Origin of the sequence: Pseudoalteromonas sp. SG43-5 (genome assembly GCF_014164345.1) — a bacterium.
Classification (GTDB): Bacteria; Pseudomonadota; Gammaproteobacteria; order Enterobacterales; family Alteromonadaceae; genus Pseudoalteromonas; species Pseudoalteromonas distincta.
Map to the genome: position 1 here is coordinate 413,993 of NZ_JACJFA010000001.1, position 18,989 is coordinate 432,981.

Below are 18,989 nucleotides of genomic sequence, written 5' to 3' on the forward strand. Positions count from 1 at the left end.
TATTGCGCAAAAAAATGCGCTCATAAAAAAACCGCTCATAAGAGCGGTTTTTATTAAGTACAAACCTAGTTACGGCATAGCGTCTTGGTCTGCGCCTTCTTTTTCTATTACTTCTGGTATTAAATCTTCTTTGCTTACGCCCATTGCTATAGCAACAGAGCTTGCAACATAAATCGAAGAATAAGTACCAATAAACACACCAAACAGTAATGCAGTTGCAAAACCATGAATGGTTTGTCCGCCCCATGTAAACAAGGCAATCAATACTAAAATAGTCGTGATTGATGTTACAAGTGTACGGTTAAGTGTTTGCGTAAGTGAAATATCAATAATTTCTATCGTATCGTCAATGCGTACCTTACGGAAGTTTTCACGTATACGGTCTGATACAACAATCGTATCGTTAAGTGAATAACCAATTACCGCAAGAATTGCCGCTAATATAGTTAAATCAAACTCTAAACCTAATACCGAAAATAAACCCACAGTAATGATAACATCGTGTAGTAGTGCACCTACCGCACCTACTGCAAAGCGCCATTCAAAACGAAACGCAACGTAGATTAAGATACAAATAAGCGCAGTTAACATGGCAAGGCCACCCTGCTCTTTTAAGTCTTCACCTACACTTGGGCCTACAAATTCAATACGGCGCATTACTACGCTGTCGTCTGCTTTTTTAAGTGCATCGATTACTTGGTTACCAATTACTTCAGCTTTTACATCGCTACCGCGTGGTGCTAAGCGAACTAAAATTTCTTGGCTTGAACCAAATAGCTGCACTGATGCATCAGCAAAACCATTATCAGCTAGTGCATCACGTACTTTTTTAAGGTCAGCCGGTTGTGAAAAACCCACTTCTACCGCAGTACCGCCGGTAAAATCTAAACCAAAGTTTAGGCCTTTGATAAAAATTGATGCAAACGACGCTAAAATTAGTAGCGTCGAGAAACCCATAGCCACTTTTCGAAGAGACATGAAACGAAGGGTTCTACTACCCAAACTTAAAATTTGCATGTCTGCTCCTTAAATCGAAAGTTTATCAATGCGTTTACCACCAACAAATAAGTTGATTACCGCACGGGTACCAACGATGGCTGTAAACATTGAAGTTAAAATACCAATCGCAAGTGTCACTGCAAAGCCCGCAATCGGACCAGTGCCCACTGCAAACAGTATAATGGCAGCAATTAGTGTCGTGATGTTGGCATCAAATATAGTGCTAAATGCGCTATCGTAACCAAAATGAATCGCTTGTTGAGGGCTACGGCCATCGGCCAGCTCTTCACGAATACGTTCAAAAATAAGTACGTTAGCATCAACCGCCATACCTACCGTTAATACAATACCGGCAATACCTGGTAGCGTAAGTGTAGCGCCCGGAATTAAAGACATAACACCTACAATTAGTACTAAGTTAGCCGCAAGCGCAAGGTTTGCAACCATACCAAAGCCTTTGTAGTACACAAGCATAAACACAAGTACAAACGCAAAACCAAGTGCAACCGCAGTCATACCCGCTTCAATATTTTCTTGACCTAAACTTGGACCTACAGTGCGCTCTTCAACAATTTGAATTGGCGCTACAAGCGCACCTGCACGAAGTAGCAAACTTAAGTTATGTGCTTCAGCTGGGTTATCGATACCTGTAATACGGAACGAGCGATCAAGACGTGCTTGAATTGTTGCTACGTTAATAACTTCTTCAACCTTAATAGGCGGAAGCGCTTTACCATCTGCATCTTTTTTACCTGATGGCTTGTACTCAATGAATACCGTTGCCATACGCTTACCAATAGCACGTTTGGTAAAGGCATTCATTTTTGCCCCACCTTTGCTATCTAGCGTAATACTCACTTGCGGGCGTTGGTATTCATCAGCGCCAGATTGCGCGCCAGTTATATGGCTGCCTTCTAGAATAATACGCTTTTTAAGTACAACAGGGTAACCGTCGCGGCTCATGATCATTTCAGTACCCGCAGGGATACGACCTTGAGCAGCAGCGCTAATATCAGCGTTTTCGTCTACTTCACGAAATTCAAGTGTTGCTGTTGCGCCTAAAATTTCTTTAGCGCGTGCTGTGTCTTGAATACCAGGTAGTTGAACAATAATACGCTCAGCACCTTGGCGTTGTACGTTAGGTTCTGCAACACCAATTTGGTTGATACGGTTACGAATAATCGTTTCATTTTGCTTGATAGCGTAGTCACGAATTTCTTTGAGTTTTTGCTCACTCATTGTCGCAAAAAATGCTTTATCGTTACTGCTGTCATCAATGTAGACATTTAGCGGGTAGCGAGTTTCTAAGAAGCTCTCTGCTGCATTTTTGTCTTCTTCAGTACGCATTTCTACACGCATACGATCGGAGCCTGCTACGCGGCGAACACTACGATAACGTAGTTTTTCTTCGCGCAGGTCACTGCGAAAATCTTGTTCCATTTGCTCAAGCTGGTTATCAACCGCTGTTGCCATGTCGATTTCCATGGTGAAATGTACGCCACCACTTAAATCAAGACCTAGCTTCATAGGGTTACCACCAACCGCTTTTAACCAAGCTGGTTGAGCAGGTGCCATATTAATAGCAGAAATGTAATCGTCGCTCAGCGAATCACGTAGTAAGTCATGCGCTTTAAGCTGTTCTTCAACATTTTTTAAACGAACTAAAATTTGCCCATCTTCAAGTATTGTCGATTTAGCGGTTACATTATTTTTTTCAAGGATTGCGTTTACTTTGTCTACAACACTGAGATCGACATCAGCGCCTTTAGCACCTGAAACTTGTATGGCCGGATCACGACCATACAAGTTTGGAGAGGCATATAAAAGGCCAATGGCTACCACAGCTAAAACAAGTAAATACTTCCAAACTGGAAACTTGTTTAACACGGGGTCGTCCTTATTATTTTTATAGCGACTTCATTGTGCCTTTTGGCAATACTGCAGATACTGCAGATTTTTGTACTGTAACTTCTGCTTGCTCGTTTAAAGAGATAACGATGAAATCTTTCTCTTCAGAAATTTTCACAATTTTACCCACTAAACCGCCTTGGGTAAGTACTTCATCACCTTTAGCCATCATACTCATTAAGCTTTTGTGCTCTTTAACGCGCTTAGCTTGTGGGCGGTAGATTAAAAAGTAAAAAACCAAACCGAAAATAGCTAACATTATTAGCATTTCCCAACCACCGCCTGCCGCAGGTTGACCAGCTGCTGCGTGTGCATTTGAAATAAATAAACTCATGATACTTCCTCTTTAATTTTAAAGTTTAATTTTTTATATCTGCTAACTCTGGCACATCTTGGCCTCGGCGAGCATAAAAATCTTGTACAAATTCTTCTAATTTACCTTCGCTAATTGCATTACGTAAACCTTCCATAACACGTTGATAGTAACGTAAGTTATGAATTGTGTTTAGTCGCGCACCTAAAATTTCGTTACATTTATCAAGGTGATGCAAATAAGCTCGTGAATAGTTTTTACACGTATGGCAATCACACTCAGGGTCAAGTGGCCCTGTATCTGTTTTATGCACTGCGTTACGTATTTTTACTACACCCGTGGTAATAAATAAATGGCCGTTACGCGCATTACGTGTTGGCATAACACAGTCAAACATATCAATACCACGGCGAACCGACTCAACTAAGTCTTCTGGCTTGCCTACACCCATAAGGTAACGAGGCTTGTCTTCTGGCATTTTAAACGCACAATGATCAAGGATATTCATCATTTCGTTTTTAGGCTCACCTACTGATAGGCCGCCTAATGCATAACCGTCAAAACCAATTTCTTCAAGACCAGCTTGTGATTGTGCACGTAATTCTGGGTACATACCACCTTGGATAATACCAAATAAAGCAGATGGATTATCGCCATGCCCTTCTTTTGAGCGCTTAGCCCAACGAAGAGATAACTCCATAGAATCTTTAGCTTCTTTTTCAGTCGCTGGGTATGGCGTACACTCGTCAAAAATCATAACGATGTCTGAACCTAAGTCACGCTGTACTTCCATCGACTTTTCAGGCGACATCATAATTTCATCACCATTTACTGGAGATTGAAATAAAACGCCTTCTTCAGTAATTTTACGCATTGCGCCTAAGCTAAATACTTGAAAACCGCCTGAGTCAGTTAAAATTGGGAAGTCCCAATTCATAAAGTCGTGTAAATCACCATGTTGTTTAATGATCTCAGTACCTGGGCGAAGCATTAAATGAAAGGTATTACCTAAACATATTTGCGCACCAGTGGCTTTAACTTCATCTGGCGTCATACCTTTTACAGTACCGTAAGTACCAACAGGCATAAAAGCAGGTGTTTCTATTACACCACGGTCAAAAATTAAGCGGCCGCGGCGCGCTTTTCCGTCAGTACAATCTAATTCAAATTTCATATCATCCTCAATGTCGGAAAAACAGTCCAACAAGCTATAATTTAACCGCTCGATTCTACCCTTTTTGCCTCACTAATACTATTAGCTGCGATAAATTCAGTTTTGCCAATTGCCGCAAACAAAAACCCCAGCAACTAAGCTGGGGGTTTTAATATATTCGACTGAGTATTAAACAATATTTTGTTACTTACGTGTTAAAAACATCGCGTCGCCATAACTAAAAAAGCGGTACTGCTGCTCTATTGCAGTATTGTAAGCGCCCATAATATTGTCTTGTCCGCTAAATGCGCTGACTAACATAATGAGTGTTGACTCAGGTAGGTGAAAATTTGTGACCATGGCATCAACAACATTAAATTGATAACCCGGAAAAATAAATATATCGGTATCACCAAAATACGTATCTAACTTGCCGCCGTGAACTTTAGCAGCCGACTCTAATGAGCGAACTGAAGTTGTGCCTATCGCAATTACACGCCCACCATTTGCTTTAGTTTGCGCAACAGCTGCAACTACGTCATCAGGTACTTCTATGTACTCTGAGTGCATCACATGCTCATCAACACTATCAACTCGTACCGGCTGAAAAGTACCAGCGCCAACGTGTAGCGTAACAAAAGCCATGTTTACGCCTTTATCTTTGAGTGCTGTCATTAACTTATCGTCAAAATGTAGACCTGCAGTTGGTGCTGCAACTGCACCTGGTTTTTCTCCATAAACAGTTTGATAACGCTCACGGTCAGCATCGGTATCAGGTCGGTCAATATAAGGAGGCAGTGGCATATGGCCAATATCATTAAGTATATCTAACACGTTTTGGCTATGATCGAACTCAAGCTCAAATAAAGTATCGTGGCGTGCAACCATTATTGCCTTGGCTTTGCCTTCTAAAATAACTTCGTTACCGACCTTAAGCGACTTACTTGCCCGTACATGCGCAAGTACGCGATGCTCATCTAATACCCGCTCTACAAGTACTTCAACTTTTCCGCCTGAAGCTTTTTGACCAAACATACGTGCTGGAATAACGCGTGTATTGTTAAAGACCAATAAATCGCCTTCGTTTACTAAATCAAGTATATCGCTAAACACTTTATGTTCTAAAGTTCCGCTTGGGCCATCTAAAGTGAGTAGACGGCTGCTGGTTCTGTCCGCTTTAGGAAAACGAGCTATTAATTCATCAGGTAAGTCAAAGCTAAAGTCAGCCACGCGCATAATTAGTAATCCACATCATTTAAAATCGCGCCAAGTGTATATGTATCGGATATTAAGCTCAAGAAATCAGCCAAACTTATAATGTCTGTTTGCGTGTTTGCCATTAAATTCTCTTGTTCTTATGGTTAAATGTCACTATTCTTATTCGGCTAAATTATTATAAGTTATATTAGGGGTGTTCAACTCGTGCCAAACCAGCTTAAATTGCTAATATTAAACGCAAGTAGTGCTGAACGTCGCGCGATTAAGGGCACTTTAGAGAGCTTAAATGTATTTACCTTTATTGATGCCCAAGACAGCCAACAAGCTTTAAAGCTTTTAAAACAACACCCTGTTGATATTATAATAACGGGCATTAATGTTGGTAAAATTGATGGCTGGCGCTTTTCTAGGATGATCCGCTCAGGATTATTAAAAACACCAAAAAACACACCAATCTTACTTATTCCGCCAATTTACTGTGAGCGGATTGCCGAAACAACAGCCCGAAGCTATGGGATAGATGCTGTACTACCGTTTGAGCACAAAGATATGCTCCCTCAAGTACTTGCGAATGTTTTATCTACTCACTTAGAAAAAAGTAGCCGGCTAAACTTATTATTATTAGAGCCACTTCAAAATACGGCAGACAAAATAAGTGAACAGTTAAAGTTAAACTTTGCTATCACTCACGTAACTTCAGCTAAAGCGGCACTTAACGCTTATAACCAACAGCAGTTTTCAATTGTGCTACTCGATGCCACTACATCAAGTGCAGAGAGCTCGAGTGTACTCGTTGAAGAAATCCTCCAGCACAATTCTAAACAAGCTATTGTTACAATTATAGAAAGTGACGATGCCGATTACGCTGAGCAGCTTTTACTTTCGGGTGTTACCGACTTTATTAGAGCCCCTTACGATCCTTCATTTTTAAACAAAGTGTGTGACCACGCCGCACGACGTGAAGATTTTATGGTGAGTTATGCTGAATTTGCTTACAAAGTAGAACAATTAAGCGTGAGCGAAGTGCGTTACAAAGAGTTATTTTCAGCTCATCAGCGTATTTTATTGCACTTAAATACAGTTGTTTTAGAGCTCGATCAGCAAGGTAATATTCGTTTTATTAACCCCGCATGGGAAACATTAAGCGGTTTTGGTGTTAAATCATCACTACAAAACCCATTAAGCGCTTATTGTAATAACGAAGATAAAGGAAGGCTTGACTACACTATTAACGATATTTTACATGGTGGCGAGCAACAGCAACAAATAGAAGTAAAGTTAACCCACAAAAATGGCAATTTAATTTGGGTTGAATGCAGATTGCAGCTAATAAAAAATAGTCGTAACAACGCGACTATAACCGCAACTATCGACAATATACACGAACGAAAGCAAGCTGAGATTCAACTACGTCATTTAGCACACCATGACCCATTAACTGGTTTACATAATCGTTATTATTTTGATCAACAGCTTAATAAAATATGCCAAGATAAATACACCTATGATGGCATAGAGCATGCTGTTATTTATATTGACCTCGATCACTTTAAAATAATAAACGACAGTAAAGGCCATCATCAGGGCGATATAGTTTTAAAAGAAGTGGCGCAATTATTTAAAGCAAATATTGGCGACGATCACCTGGTATGCAGAATTGGTGGGGATGAATTTGCAGTCATACTTACCAATATGAATTTACTGGATGCACACCTTATTGCAGAAGGTGTGTGTAGTGCGATAGAAAAACATGCTTTTAAATCAGAAGATCAGATATACACTATTAGCTGCTCTATTGGTTTAACTCAAATCACGACACAAAATAACGACCCTAATGAGTGTTTAAAACAAGCCGATATTGCTTTGTATATTGCCAAAAACCTAGGGCGTAACTTAGTACATTGCTATTCAAAAGAAGATGCTCAAAACAATACACTACAAACAGGGCTTGAATGGGGCCATGAAATTCGCCAAGCACTACAGCAAGATAATATTGAACTACATTACCAACCCATTTGGGATTTTAAGGAGTGTAAAGTTGCTTATTTTGAAGCGCTTTTACGCTTAAAACTCAAAGGTGAACTCGTATACCCAAACCAGTTTATTCCTTCTTTAGAAATGCTTAACGACACATTTTTGATGGATCAATGCGTTATACGTAATGCTATTGCTTGTGTATCTAAGCACCCAGAGTTAAACCAAGTTGCTATTAATTTGTCAGCACAATCGTTCTTAGATGAACGCTTATTGCCATTAATTGAATCAAACCTTGAAAAGTATAACGTGCCTGCTTCGCGGATAATTTTTGAAATAACTGAATCTGCGAGTATTAATAACCTAAAGGCCACTCGTAAAATGATTGAGAAGCTTAATAGCTTAGGCTGTCATTTTTCTATCGATGATTTTGGAACTGGATTTAGTACATTTAATTATTTAAAACAGCTACCAGCACAGCATGTAAAAATTGATGGCTCATTTGTAAGTGATATGCTCAATGACCCTATAGATTTAGCGTTAGTAAAAGCAATAAATGATATTAGTCGGTCTCTCGATAAGCGCTCTGTAGCTGAGTACGTTGAAAACGAAGAGATATTTTTTGCACTAAAAGAAATTGGTGTTGATTATGGGCAAGGCTACTTTATTGCACGCCCAATACCTGTTGAAAAAGTAAAAGATGAACTCGAAAAAATTTCTAAAAATAAAACGTTTTACCAACAACAAGCTAGCCCAAAATAAACAAAATTAAACAATTTTAATCATTTTATTACTACCAATATTACCTTTCTTGCCTATACTTTCAGCATCAAATAAAAATGTCGTGCCTTTTTATGCTTTTCACTTTAAAAACATGACATTACCTTTTGGCGGCGTAGTACCGATATTTATAGTGGGTTTCAAAGCTATTTAAGCTTTTAAGGAAGAAGGTATGACACAACTAGTTATGTTATTACTGATTATACATTTTGCAATCGCGTATCAGTGTTACCGCTACGCGAATATTAAAGGCTACCCAGTTAAGGTTTTTACTGTATTAGGCTGCGTGCCTTACTTTAACTTGGTGGTATGGATTTATTTATTATTTTTACCTGAACTTGAGCCTTTTGAAAGTCATCTTCAAAATCAAAAGCAGCCTTTGTAGGCTGCTTTAGTTCACTTATTATTCTGCTTTAGAAAAATCTAAACTACATTGACGCTTTAAAAACACCTCAAGCTGTTGACTAAATAGCCTAAAGTCTCGAATTCGGCCCGTAGTTTTACGCCACAAGATACCAATATCTCTATATGCATCACTTTGTGATGGTGTAGCCACCATATTTTTATTATCTAAAATACCCGCATTAATAGCCATCTGTGGTAAAAAAGTCACCCCGAGCTGATGTTCAACCATGCTTAATAGAGTATGTAAGCTTGCAGCTTCAAATGGGTTAATACAACTGGCACGGTTTAAATGACATGCACTAAGCGCATGGCCCGTCATGCAGTGCTCGCGCTCTAATAAGAATACGCTAGCCTCTGGTAATAGGTTAAAGTCGACTACGCCCTTTGCAGCGCTGTAATCCTTATGGTGCACTAAACTAAACTGATCTTTTGCCAATACTTGTGTATGAAATTTATCTGTTTCGTACGGCAGTGCAAGTAGCGCTAAATCAATATGCCCATGTTCAAGTTTATCCAGTAGCTTGTCACTCGTATCTTCAATTAATACCAGCTCTAAATCACAAAAGGTTTCTTTACAAAAATGATAAAGCGGAGCCGCTATAAAGCTTGCAATTGTAGGTATAACACCCACAGTCAGCTTACCACTTAGTGGTGTTAAAAAGCTTTTTGTAAGCTCTTTTAAACTAATTGTATCGTTAATTATTTTACGAGAACGCTCAACAACTTCTTCACCAATACTGGTAAACATCAGGCTGCGATTTTCACGCTCAATTAGCTGACAGCCTAGTGTTTCTTCAAGATTTTGAATAGCGCTACTTAAAGTAGATTGTCCTATAAAGCAGGCACTAGCGGCTCTGCCAAAGTGCTGATGTTGATGAACAGCTAATAAATACTGTAGTTGTTTAATACTTGGAAGGTTAGTCATTTTTTCTTTCCACAAATAAAAAGACCCCAACACCTAGGGCATTGAGATCTTTTCAAGCTAAAAGTCTTTGAGTACTTTTTTATTAAACCCCAAATGCGGTTCTTAGTACGTAGAAAATAACAATAGCAAGGGCAGCGCCAACTGGCAATGTAATTACCCAAGAAACTACAATGTTTCTGATAACACCCATGTTAAGCGCGCCAATTCCACGTGCCATACCTACACCTAATACCGCACCCACTAAGGTTTGAGTAGTAGAGATTGGCATACCAGTACCTGAGGCAATAACAACGGTAGAAGCAGCAGCTAGTTCAGCAGCAAAACCACGGCTAGGTGTTAAATGTGTAATACCTTCACCAATTGTTTTGATTACTTTTTTGCCTAAAATAGCAAGACCAGCAACAATACCAAAACCACCTAGAGGTAGAATCCACCAAGCAATAGCTGCTTTTTTAGCAATTTCACCATTGTTTTCAACAATGTTTACAACAGCTGCTAGTGGACCAATTGCATTAGCAACGTCATTAGAACCATGTGCAAATGCCATACAACATGCTGTTAGTACCATAAGAACAGCAAATACTTTTTCAACATTGTTGAACTGCATTTGTTTATCTGCTTTTGGATCAATATTTAAGCGAGATATGGCTATTTTACCAATCACAGCAACAACTATTGCAACACCTACTGACAGTGCATAGCCTTCAGCTGAGCCTAGGTCTATACCAACGTGCTTTAAGCCCTTTTTAATTGTAACCAATGCCATGATAAAACCTGCTAAGCCCATATAAAGAGGGACATAACGTTTAGCATTTTTTAGTGGTGCATCTGTATTAAAGATAAGCTTTTGTGCACTCATGAATATTAAGTATGCAATAAAGCCTGATATGGCAGGTGTTATAATCCAACTACCTACAATACCACCTACTTTATCCCATTGAATCGCCTCAGTACCTACTGCAACTAACGCAAAACCAATGATTGCACCAATGATTGAGTGAGTTGTAGATACAGGCCAACCTAAGAACGAGGCCATTAATAACCAAGCACCGGCTGCAAATAAAGACGAAATCATACCCAGAACCATTAATTCCGGAATATCTGCAAATGGTGCTGCATCAATAATTCCTTTACGAATTGTTGATGTAACCTCACCACCTGCTAAATAGGCGCCTGCAAATTCAAAAATCATCGCTATAAAAATAGCTTGTTTGATTGTTAGCGCTTTTGAACCTACAGATGTACCCATGGCGTTCGCTACGTCGTTCGCGCCAATACCATAAGCCATAAAAAAGCCGACTGCTGCGGCAATTAAAATTAATACCGTGCCGTAAGATGCAATGATATCCATTGTAAAACCTTAATCTTTCGTGTTTGAACTGATTTTAAATTAACGAGCTAACATCAGCTCAAGACGTGATCCTACGCGCTCTGCAATATCTGCAAGCTCGCCAACCCATTCAATGATTTTGTACAAAAACATCACATCAATTGGGTTTAACTCACCCTCTACATCACGTAGCTGGCGGCGTACTTTTATCTGCATTTCGTCCGTGTCTTGTTCTATGGCATCCAATTCAACTAACATTTTTTCTACTAAGGTGACTTCTCGACCTTTAAAACCCGTTTCTAGCAATTCTTCTAATTCGTTAATTGCTTTAGATGCTTGTTTAGTCGCATCTACACAACGGGTTAAGTAAGCTAAGAAATCAGCTTGCATAACTTTAGGAATGGTCATTTCACGACCAATCACTCGTCCTGCAATATCTTTTGCTTTATTGGCAATTTTATCTTGTTGAGTTACTAATTCGAGAAGATCTGTACGCTCTACCGGCATGAATAAACCACGTGGCAATTGTAAGCGTATATCTCTTTTCATATCATCAGCTTCACGTTCTAAATTGCGAATAGTGATGCGAAGCTCTTCAGCTTGTACCCACTCTTCTTTAAATACGTGATTAAAAAAAGGTATCAAAGCTTTACTTGCTTGATGAACCTTCTTGATGTGTTCTTCCATTGGTTTGATAGGAGATTTTGCAAATACTCCTAAAAACGCGTTTGTAGGCATAACTGACCCTTTAATCAAATTGATATGCTTTGCAGCATGAATTTTACAGTATTAACCAAGATTGTGAACGCTTTTTATTACTTCACTAAGGCTTGCAATGCACAAAGCGGCACTAAGCCGCTTTAATAAAAAAGAAAAATAGGTAAAAAATTATAGCGATTTTTCTATATCTTCTTGAGATGTATGACGAATATCTTTGCCATTTACAAAATAAATAATGTATTCCGCAATATTTTGACAGCGATCACCTATGCGCTCTAATGAACGAACAGACCAAACTAAGTCCATAATTTTAGGGATTGAGCGTGGATCTTCCATCATATAAGTCATTATTTGACGTGTGATAGCTTCATATTCACGGTCAACTTTTGCATCTTCTTTATGTACTTGAAATGCGCGCTGCACATCCATACGTGCAAATGCGTCTAGTACATCATGTAACATCTTTAGAACTTGGCGGCCCATATTCTCAATATTTACTAACAAGTCTTGTTGATCTTTAGTAAATGAGTCTAGTGCAACTTTAGCAATTCGCTCAGCTTCATCGCCAATACGTTCTAAATCTGCAATAGTTTTTGCAATTGCAATCACTAAACGTAAGTCACTTGCTGCAGGCTGACGACGAGCAATGATACGCGTACATTCTTCATCAATGCTGACTTCCATTGCATTTACTTTGTAATCGTTCTGACGTACCTTTTGAGCAAGCTCAGCATCGTTACGACTCACCGCATCAAGCGCGCTATTTAATTGCTGCTCAACTAAGCCACCCATACTCAATACATGGTTACGTACATTTTCTAGTTCTTGGTTAAAGCGCCCAGAAATATGCTTATTAATATTATGTTCCATAGTTACCTTCTCTCTTAATCTTGTACAACACGCTATAACGGGCTAATTAACCGTAACGACCGGTAATGTAATCTTCAGTCTTTTTCTTCGTTGGTGTAGTAAATAAGGTATTTGTGTCTGAGTATTCAATCAATTCGCCCATATACATAAAGGCTGTTTGATCAGATACACGCGCTGCTTGTTGCATGTTGTGTGTAACAATAACAACGGTAAATTTGTTTTTTAAATCGTTTATTAGCTCTTCGATTACCAAAGTAGAAATAGGGTCGAGTGCTGATGTTGGTTCATCAAGTAAAAGTACCTCAGGCTCAATTGCAATTGAGCGAGCTATAACTAAACGTTGTTGCTGACCACCCGATAAGCCAAACGCGCTATCGTGCAATCTATCTTTTACTTCATCCCACAAAGCAGCACCACGAAGTGATTGCTCTACTACTTCATCTAATTTACGTTTCTCTTTAATGCCTTGTAAGCGCAGGCCATAAACTACATTTTCATAAATTGATTTAGGAAATGGATTAGGGCGCTGAAACACCATGCCTACATTACGACGAAGTGCTGCTACATCTACGCTCTTATCGTAAATATTTTGACCATGGAGTAATATTTCACCTTCAATATGGCAAATATCAACCAAATCATTCATGCGATTAATACAACGCAGTAATGTTGATTTACCACACCCAGACGGCCCGATAAACGCAGTTACTTGGCCTTTAGGAATGTTCATATTAACTTTATTAAGCGCCTGCTTATCACCGTAGTAAAGATCGAGGTCTTTAATCTCTAGCGCTTTTTGATCATCCGTTAAATTTTCTAGGTCTAACTTTTGACCAATATTAGCTTGGTTTACTTGTGGAGCGACTGTAATCATTTTTGTTACCTATAAAATCTTTACTAATTAGTGTTCAAGCGATCTGAATTTTTCACGTAAATGGTTACGTATACCAATGGCCGTTATGTTTAGGGTAATAATCACCGACACCAATAAAAAGGCAGTGGCGTATACCAGCGGACGTGCCGCTTCAACATTAGGGCTTTGGAAACCAACATCGTATATATGAAAGCCTAAGTGCATGAACTTTCTATCTAAGTGAAAATACGGGAAGTTACCATCAAGTGGTAATGTAGGGGCCATTTTTACAACGCCTACTAACATTAATGGTGCAACTTCACCTGCAGCACGCGCAACTGCCAGTATTAAACCAGTCATAATTGCAGGGCTTGCCATTGGAATAATTATGCGCCATAACGTTTCAACCTTTGTTGCGCCAAGCGCTAGTGAACCGTCACGTACGGTACTTGGAATACGAGATAAGCCTTCCTCAGTCGATACAATAACAACTGGCAAAGTTAATATAGCAAGCGTTAACGCCGACCACATTACACCTGGCGTACCAAATACTGGCGTTGGTGCCGCTTCAGGGTAAAATAATTGGTCTAAGCTACCACCTAACATGTATACAAAAAAGCCGAGGCCAAACACACCGTACACAATTGAAGGCACACCGGCCAAGTTAATCACCGCAATACGAATCATCTTAGTGACTGCATTTTTAGCGGCATACTCGTGTAAGTAAATTGCAGCAACAACACCAAACGGCGTCACTATTACAGCCATCAGCATAACCATAAACACAGTACCAAATATAGCAGGGAAAACACCGCCCTCTGTATTTGCTTCACGTGGGTCATCAGATACAAACTTACCTAGCTGCACAAAGTAGTGCCCTAGCTTTGCAAAAAAGCCCATATCATTTGGAAACCAAACATCAAGTACTTGATACATTGGAATCGTAACTACTTCACCGCGCATATCTTTTACAGTTACGTGGTCACGTTTAGCTTGTTTACGTAGTGCAAATAAATCTTTTTCAAGTACACCATACTGCGCACGTAATTCAGCACGCTCTTGAGCAAGCTCAGCAACACGTTCATCAGTGAGTGCGTTATCTAGTAAGTAGCCCTTTTCTTTTAAACGAAGACGCTCAAGCTCATAGTTAATATGCCCAATGTCACCATTTTGTAAATCAAGTGCTTCGTCGTTTAAATCCACGGCACGCTCTACAAGTTCATGTAGAGCTTCAATTTTATCGCCTTCGACTGGTTTACCATCTTTAATTACACTTTCAACATAACCATAAAAATTACCGTTTTTACTACGCTCAAATACAGCAAGCGTTGCAGGCGTTGTTTTATTTTTAATGTCGGTTTCTAATATCCAACGAAAGTCTAAATCTACATACTCACGATTACCTGTTTTAATAAGTAAGCGCTCTATTTCTTCTTTTTCAAATCCGCTAACGTCAATACCTGTCGCGGCTAAACGCGTTTTTGGTACTAATTCACGGTCATAAACTTCGCCAATAACGGTTTGTTTTGAAATTGACCCTTCAAGTTCAAACTGCACAACTTCTGAAGGCCAGAAAAAACTTAATCCTTTCCAGGCTATCATTGCTAATAAGCCTAGAACTGAAATTAAACTGATGCTCACTGCACCACCGGTCATCCAAATCCAAGGAGAACCAGACTTAAACCACTGCTTTACCATGTCATGTCTCTCCGCTTACATTGAGCTATATTTTTCACGCAGTTGCTGGCGAACAAACTCAGCGACTGTGTTAAAAATGAATGTGAATATGAATAGTACAAAGGCCGCTAAGAACAATATTCTGTAATGCGAACTACCTACTTCTGACTCAGGCATTTCAACTGCAATATTTGCTGCAAGCGTACGCATACCTTGGAAGATGCTCCAATCCATAATAGGTGTATTACCCGTTGCCATAAGTACAATCATGGTTTCGCCAACGGCGCGGCCAAGTCCCATCATTACCGCAGAGAAAATACCAGGGCTTGCTGTTAGTAATACAACACGTATTAGTGTTTGCCACTGCGTTGCACCTAATGCTAATGAGCCATTTGATAAATGCTTTGGAACACTAAATACGGCGTCTTCTGCAATTGAGAATATAGTTGGAATAACTGCAAACCCCATCGCAATACCTACAACCAGCGAGTTACGTTGATCGAATGTCATACCTAGCTCATTTGTTAAGTACTGACGTACATTGCCGTCAAACATCCAAAGCTCAACAAATTCACTCATCGCAAACGAAAACCAGCCAATAAGTAAAACGACCGGAATAAGGATAATTGAATGAGATCCTTCAGGAATTCGATGACGGATTTTGGTTGGTAATTTAGTCCAAGCTAAACCTGTCGCTAACATACCTAAAGGTAATAATATGAGTAACCCAACAATTGCAGGTAAGTGCTCTTCTATCAAAGGAGCTAACCAAAGACCGGCTAAAAAACCTAAAATAACGGTTGGTAATGCTTCCATTATTTCAACAGTAGGCTTAACTACCTTACGTAATTTACTCGACATAAAGTATGCCGTGTAAATTGCCGCCGAAAGCGCAATAGGCACTGCAAATAACATCGCATAAAGGGCTGCTTTTAATGTACCGAACGAAATTGGCACTAATGAAAACTTAGATTCAAAGTCATCACTGGCTGATGTTGACTGCCATATATAACCTGGCTCTGGGTAACCTTCGTACCACACTTCTTGCCAAAGCGCTGACCAAGTGACTTCTGGATGCTCGTTATGTATTTCTAATACTGTTAGTTTGTTATCCGCCAAAATTAATGCAGCATTTGAACGCGGTGAAATTGCAAAGTTTTGTATTGCGCCTTCACTTACTTTACCTTGCCATAATTTTGCTTCGCTTGTTGTGTAGTACACCCCAAGCTCACCGTTACTGCTGGTCGTAAAAAAAGTACGACGGTAGAACTCTGTAAATACATTTAATTTACTTTGCTTAGTCGTTTCAAATGAACGTATTTTTTCATATTCGCGGCCAGTGTCAGTGTTAACTTCAAACCACTGCGAAACTTCGCCGTTATCATTGGCAAGCATTAATGAGTTTGCACCTGCTAGTAATTGTGCAGATACAATATTGGCATTTTCTTCGTTAGCTGAAAGTAGCTGAATTTGCTCTACATCACTTGGGTCACGTGTATCGTATACGTAAACTTGATTAGCAGAACGTACAAAAGTACGGGTTGTATCTGGCGACATTAATAGCTCATCTACACGCCCTTCAACATCTAGCTCTGTGCGCTCTACAACCCACTCAACTTCGCCAGTAAACATATTCTCTTCAGCAACAAAACTGCTAAACAGCACCCGTTTGTCTTCTGTAAGTGCGACAACAGCTGTTCTGTCTTCATAGTGGCTAAATGCAAAGCGTTTAATAGCTGAGCCTTGTTCATCTACTTCCAAAGCCATTTCCCCAAGAGGAAAGTCTAAACGAGGCGTTAATTTACGCTCATTATTAGGAAAGGTGACCAAAAATTTAGGTGCTACGACCATTACAGTGCCATCTTTTAAACCAAACGCATAATACCCTTGAAAAGGCGCGCTAGTTGCAAAGCTTGTTGCATCACTTGGTAGCTCGGCGTTTAATGTTTTAAGCTTTTTACCAAAGCTGCCATCTTGCACACTGTAAAAATCAACCTGACCTTGCTGACTGAGTAAATAAGCAACTTCAGTTTGCTCTTCTACACCTAGGCCTGCTATTTGCTGCGAATTAGCAACCTGAAAGCTATCGCGTTTTTCTACTTTTGCTGATTCAAAAATTGGCTGTACTACATAAAGAAGGTAAAAGAATATTAATAGCAGTGCTACCAATACCATTATCCCACCTGCGGTTATACCAAATTTGGCAAACCGATCTTTAAATAGACGGCTTCGATCCGTATTAAAAGTCGGTTTATTCGGATTTGAAGTCATCAAAACACCCTTAAATCTTAACGTTCTATAAATTATATTTCATCAAGATGACAGTAATGTTACAGCAGTAATAATAAGCACGTTAAAACGGTTTTAAATAAAACTAGCGAAGAAAATCGCTAAATAAGTCTCATATAGATGATTTTTAAGTGAACTAAATTATAAAATAATTGGACAAAGCATTTATCGAGGTCAATACTAAAAGAGTACTTACTAAATAAGAATGACTATTAATACCGCGTATAGTCAACACAACCACATTCAATTTTATTATTTTAAAATCAACGATTTATAAAAGTGCAACAATACACAATTTAGATTAGACAATACACTTAATGCCTATGCATTTACTTTCTTTGGGCTTAAAAAGAGAATTATTTATGAAGCAGTTGGTTATAACTATTCTAGGGCAAGATCGCCCTGGTTTAGTAGAGAGTATCTCATCCGTCGTGTTACAAAATCATGGCAACTGGCTAAGCAGTAACTTAAGCCATTTATTAGGTCATTTTGCAGGTATTATTCAACTTGAAGTTGCTGAGGAGCACTTTCAATCACTACAAAGCGCTTTAAATAAGTTACCTAAGTTAGACGTTCGAATTGAAACCGGAAACACAGAAATTGAACCATCAACATTAGAACAAATCAATCTGGTTATAACAGGTAACGATCGCCCAGGTATTGTTCAAGAGTTGGCGAGTGTAATACGCCACAAAGGCGCTAACATTACTCATTTAAATTCAAGGCAGCAAAGTGCGCCTAATTGGGGGGTGCCTATTTTTAGCGCTGTTGCTACCGTTACTTTACCCAATGGTATGAATAAAGACGAAGTCATTGAAGCATTGGAATCAATAACAAGTGATTTAATTGTAGATACAGAAGAAGTTTGATCTCCCTAGGTGCGTGCCACACTGTTGACACGCATATTATTTTAGCCAGTTTATCAAAGCCCTCTGCGGGTTATTTAACGCAGACATAAAATAAGCCGATGCAAGCATCGGCTATTTTGAATAGTTATCTTATAAAGCTACATATCCATATGACGATTCGTACTTTGCATCATTTGCTTTATACCTTGCTTTTCCAGCTCTAGTATTTGTTGCAGCTTTTCTTGGCCACTTTGAGTTTCAGCGCGCTCAAGTAAGTATTCGTATAATTCAATTACCTTTTGATGCTGCTCTGATAAATAAGCTTGAATAACTTTCTCATCAAATTGCTGGTCTTTACTAATGTCTTCGAAAGTAATTAGCTCAGGATTTTTAGCAAAGTATTCATAACAGTACGTATCGAGCGTATTTATTTCGGTTATCGCTTTAAACCCGACTAAATCTTCAGCGAGTTTTTTTTCGTAATTTAGGTAGTAGTCCACCAGCATTGCATTATGTTCATCGAGTAAATCCTTTACGCTATGAAAATTAGCCGCCATTTGCGTATGAAACAAAACGGTCCAATCGTATACCTCTTTAATTGTTTTAACTTGCATGTGCATTCCTTACTTAGTTGACTGTATAGGTACTACACTGCGTAAAGCGTGCCAATTAAAAAACCATTTAAAAACAGAAGGTTAATTTTAAAATGGATATTAGTTAGCAATTT

16 protein-coding genes are annotated in these 18,989 nt (G+C 39.1%); 3 read left to right on the top strand and 13 right to left on the bottom strand.

Annotated elements, in window-relative coordinates:
* Positions 1-69 precede the first annotated feature (69 nt).
* From secF to queA, 5 genes are all read right to left on the bottom strand, one after another.
* Entirely contained in the window at positions 70-1,017 is a 948-nt protein-coding gene (gene secF, locus H5161_RS01895) for a protein translocase subunit SecF (RefSeq protein WP_182682574.1), read from the bottom strand.
* 9 nt (positions 1,018-1,026) lie between these two features.
* On the bottom strand, positions 1,027-2,886 hold the full coding sequence (gene secD / locus H5161_RS01900) for a protein translocase subunit SecD (RefSeq protein WP_007586473.1): 1,860 nt from the start codon (positions 2,884-2,886) through the stop codon (positions 1,027-1,029).
* Positions 2,887-2,905: 19 nt separating this feature from the next.
* On the bottom strand, positions 2,906-3,241 hold the full coding sequence (gene yajC / locus H5161_RS01905; RefSeq protein WP_002957830.1) for a preprotein translocase subunit YajC: 336 nt from the start codon (positions 3,239-3,241) through the stop codon (positions 2,906-2,908).
* Positions 3,242-3,266: 25 nt separating this feature from the next.
* Positions 3,267-4,394, bottom strand: a complete 1,128-nt coding sequence (gene tgt, locus H5161_RS01910) for a tRNA guanosine(34) transglycosylase Tgt (RefSeq protein ID WP_002957831.1) — start codon at positions 4,392-4,394, stop codon at positions 3,267-3,269.
* Between the two features lie 183 nt (positions 4,395-4,577).
* Complete coding sequence (gene queA / locus H5161_RS01915) at positions 4,578-5,609, bottom strand: tRNA preQ1(34) S-adenosylmethionine ribosyltransferase-isomerase QueA (protein WP_024605593.1); 1,032 nt, start codon at positions 5,607-5,609, stop codon at positions 4,578-4,580.
* A gap of 186 nt (positions 5,610-5,795) precedes the next feature.
* Between queA and H5161_RS01920 the strand changes: the two genes are divergently transcribed.
* Positions 5,796-8,327, top strand: coding sequence for a GGDEF domain-containing protein (locus H5161_RS01920; protein ID WP_039489071.1), 2,532 nt, complete (start codon positions 5,796-5,798; stop codon positions 8,325-8,327).
* A 190-nt stretch (positions 8,328-8,517) separates the two neighbouring features.
* Positions 8,518-8,730: a hypothetical protein gene (locus H5161_RS01925; protein WP_002957835.1), complete on the top strand. Its 213-nt coding sequence runs from the start codon at positions 8,518-8,520 to the stop codon at positions 8,728-8,730.
* An 18-nt stretch (positions 8,731-8,748) separates the two neighbouring features.
* Here the strand turns inward: H5161_RS01925 and H5161_RS01930 are convergent, their stop codons facing one another.
* The 7 genes from H5161_RS01930 to H5161_RS01960 all read right to left on the bottom strand — a co-directional run bounded on the left by H5161_RS01930 (position 8,749) and on the right by H5161_RS01960 (position 17,396).
* Positions 8,749-9,675, bottom strand: a complete 927-nt coding sequence (locus H5161_RS01930; RefSeq protein WP_002957836.1) for a hydrogen peroxide-inducible genes activator — start codon at positions 9,673-9,675, stop codon at positions 8,749-8,751.
* Between the two features lie 82 nt (positions 9,676-9,757).
* A complete protein-coding gene (locus tag H5161_RS01935; protein ID WP_024597536.1) occupies positions 9,758-11,026 on the bottom strand; it encodes an inorganic phosphate transporter in 1,269 nt (422 codons plus the stop codon).
* A gap of 39 nt (positions 11,027-11,065) precedes the next feature.
* Entirely contained in the window at positions 11,066-11,743 is a 678-nt protein-coding gene (locus H5161_RS01940) for a TIGR00153 family protein (protein ID WP_002957838.1), read from the bottom strand.
* Between the two features lie 150 nt (positions 11,744-11,893).
* A complete protein-coding gene (phoU, locus tag H5161_RS01945; RefSeq protein ID WP_007586465.1) occupies positions 11,894-12,595 on the bottom strand; it encodes a phosphate signaling complex protein PhoU in 702 nt (233 codons plus the stop codon).
* 46 nt (positions 12,596-12,641) lie between these two features.
* On the bottom strand, positions 12,642-13,469 hold the full coding sequence (pstB, locus tag H5161_RS01950) for a phosphate ABC transporter ATP-binding protein PstB (protein WP_182768568.1): 828 nt from the start codon (positions 13,467-13,469) through the stop codon (positions 12,642-12,644).
* 27 nt (positions 13,470-13,496) lie between these two features.
* Positions 13,497-15,146, bottom strand: coding sequence for a phosphate ABC transporter permease PstA (gene pstA, locus H5161_RS01955; protein WP_002957841.1), 1,650 nt, complete (start codon positions 15,144-15,146; stop codon positions 13,497-13,499).
* 15 nt (positions 15,147-15,161) lie between these two features.
* Positions 15,162-17,396 carry an ABC transporter permease subunit gene (locus H5161_RS01960; protein WP_024597535.1) on the bottom strand — a complete coding sequence of 745 codons (2,235 nt, stop codon included), beginning with the start codon at positions 17,394-17,396 and terminating at the stop codon, positions 15,162-15,164.
* 380 nt (positions 17,397-17,776) lie between these two features.
* Between H5161_RS01960 and H5161_RS01965 the strand changes: the two genes are divergently transcribed.
* Positions 17,777-18,283, top strand: coding sequence for a glycine cleavage system protein R (locus H5161_RS01965; protein ID WP_002957843.1), 507 nt, complete (start codon positions 17,777-17,779; stop codon positions 18,281-18,283).
* A gap of 137 nt (positions 18,284-18,420) precedes the next feature.
* Here the strand turns inward: H5161_RS01965 and H5161_RS01970 are convergent, their stop codons facing one another.
* The gene (locus tag H5161_RS01970) at positions 18,421-18,876 is read right to left on the bottom strand and encodes a hypothetical protein (RefSeq protein ID WP_002957844.1); all 456 of its coding nucleotides are present in this window, start codon (positions 18,874-18,876) and stop codon (positions 18,421-18,423) included.
* Between the last annotated feature and the right edge of the window lie 113 nt (positions 18,877-18,989).

What these genes read in the sequence shown, in the direction of transcription:
- secF (WP_182682574.1), bottom strand. Translation starts at nt 1,017, where the DNA reads ATGCAAATTTTAAGTTTGGGTAGTAGAACCCTTCGTTTCATGTCTCTT.
- yajC (WP_002957830.1), bottom strand. Translation starts at nt 3,241, where the DNA reads ATGAGTTTATTTATTTCAAATGCACACGCAGCAGCTGGTCAACCTGCG.
- tgt (WP_002957831.1), bottom strand. Translation starts at nt 4,394, where the DNA reads ATGAAATTTGAATTAGATTGTACTGACGGAAAAGCGCGCCGCGGCCGC.
- queA (WP_024605593.1), bottom strand. Translation starts at nt 5,609, where the DNA reads ATGCGCGTGGCTGACTTTAGCTTTGACTTACCTGATGAATTAATAGCT.
- H5161_RS01925 (WP_002957835.1), top strand. Translation starts at nt 8,518, where the DNA reads ATGACACAACTAGTTATGTTATTACTGATTATACATTTTGCAATCGCG.
- H5161_RS01930 (WP_002957836.1), bottom strand. Translation starts at nt 9,675, where the DNA reads ATGACTAACCTTCCAAGTATTAAACAACTACAGTATTTATTAGCTGTT.
- H5161_RS01935 (WP_024597536.1), bottom strand. Translation starts at nt 11,026, where the DNA reads ATGGATATCATTGCATCTTACGGCACGGTATTAATTTTAATTGCCGCA.
- H5161_RS01940 (WP_002957838.1), bottom strand. Translation starts at nt 11,743, where the DNA reads ATGCCTACAAACGCGTTTTTAGGAGTATTTGCAAAATCTCCTATCAAA.
- phoU (WP_007586465.1), bottom strand. Translation starts at nt 12,595, where the DNA reads ATGGAACATAATATTAATAAGCATATTTCTGGGCGCTTTAACCAAGAA.
- pstB (WP_182768568.1), bottom strand. Translation starts at nt 13,469, where the DNA reads ATGATTACAGTCGCTCCACAAGTAAACCAAGCTAATATTGGTCAAAAG.
- pstA (WP_002957841.1), bottom strand. Translation starts at nt 15,146, where the DNA reads ATGGTAAAGCAGTGGTTTAAGTCTGGTTCTCCTTGGATTTGGATGACC.
- H5161_RS01960 (WP_024597535.1), bottom strand. Translation starts at nt 17,396, where the DNA reads ATGACTTCAAATCCGAATAAACCGACTTTTAATACGGATCGAAGCCGT.
- H5161_RS01965 (WP_002957843.1), top strand. Translation starts at nt 17,777, where the DNA reads ATGAAGCAGTTGGTTATAACTATTCTAGGGCAAGATCGCCCTGGTTTA.
- H5161_RS01970 (WP_002957844.1), bottom strand. Translation starts at nt 18,876, where the DNA reads ATGCAAGTTAAAACAATTAAAGAGGTATACGATTGGACCGTTTTGTTT.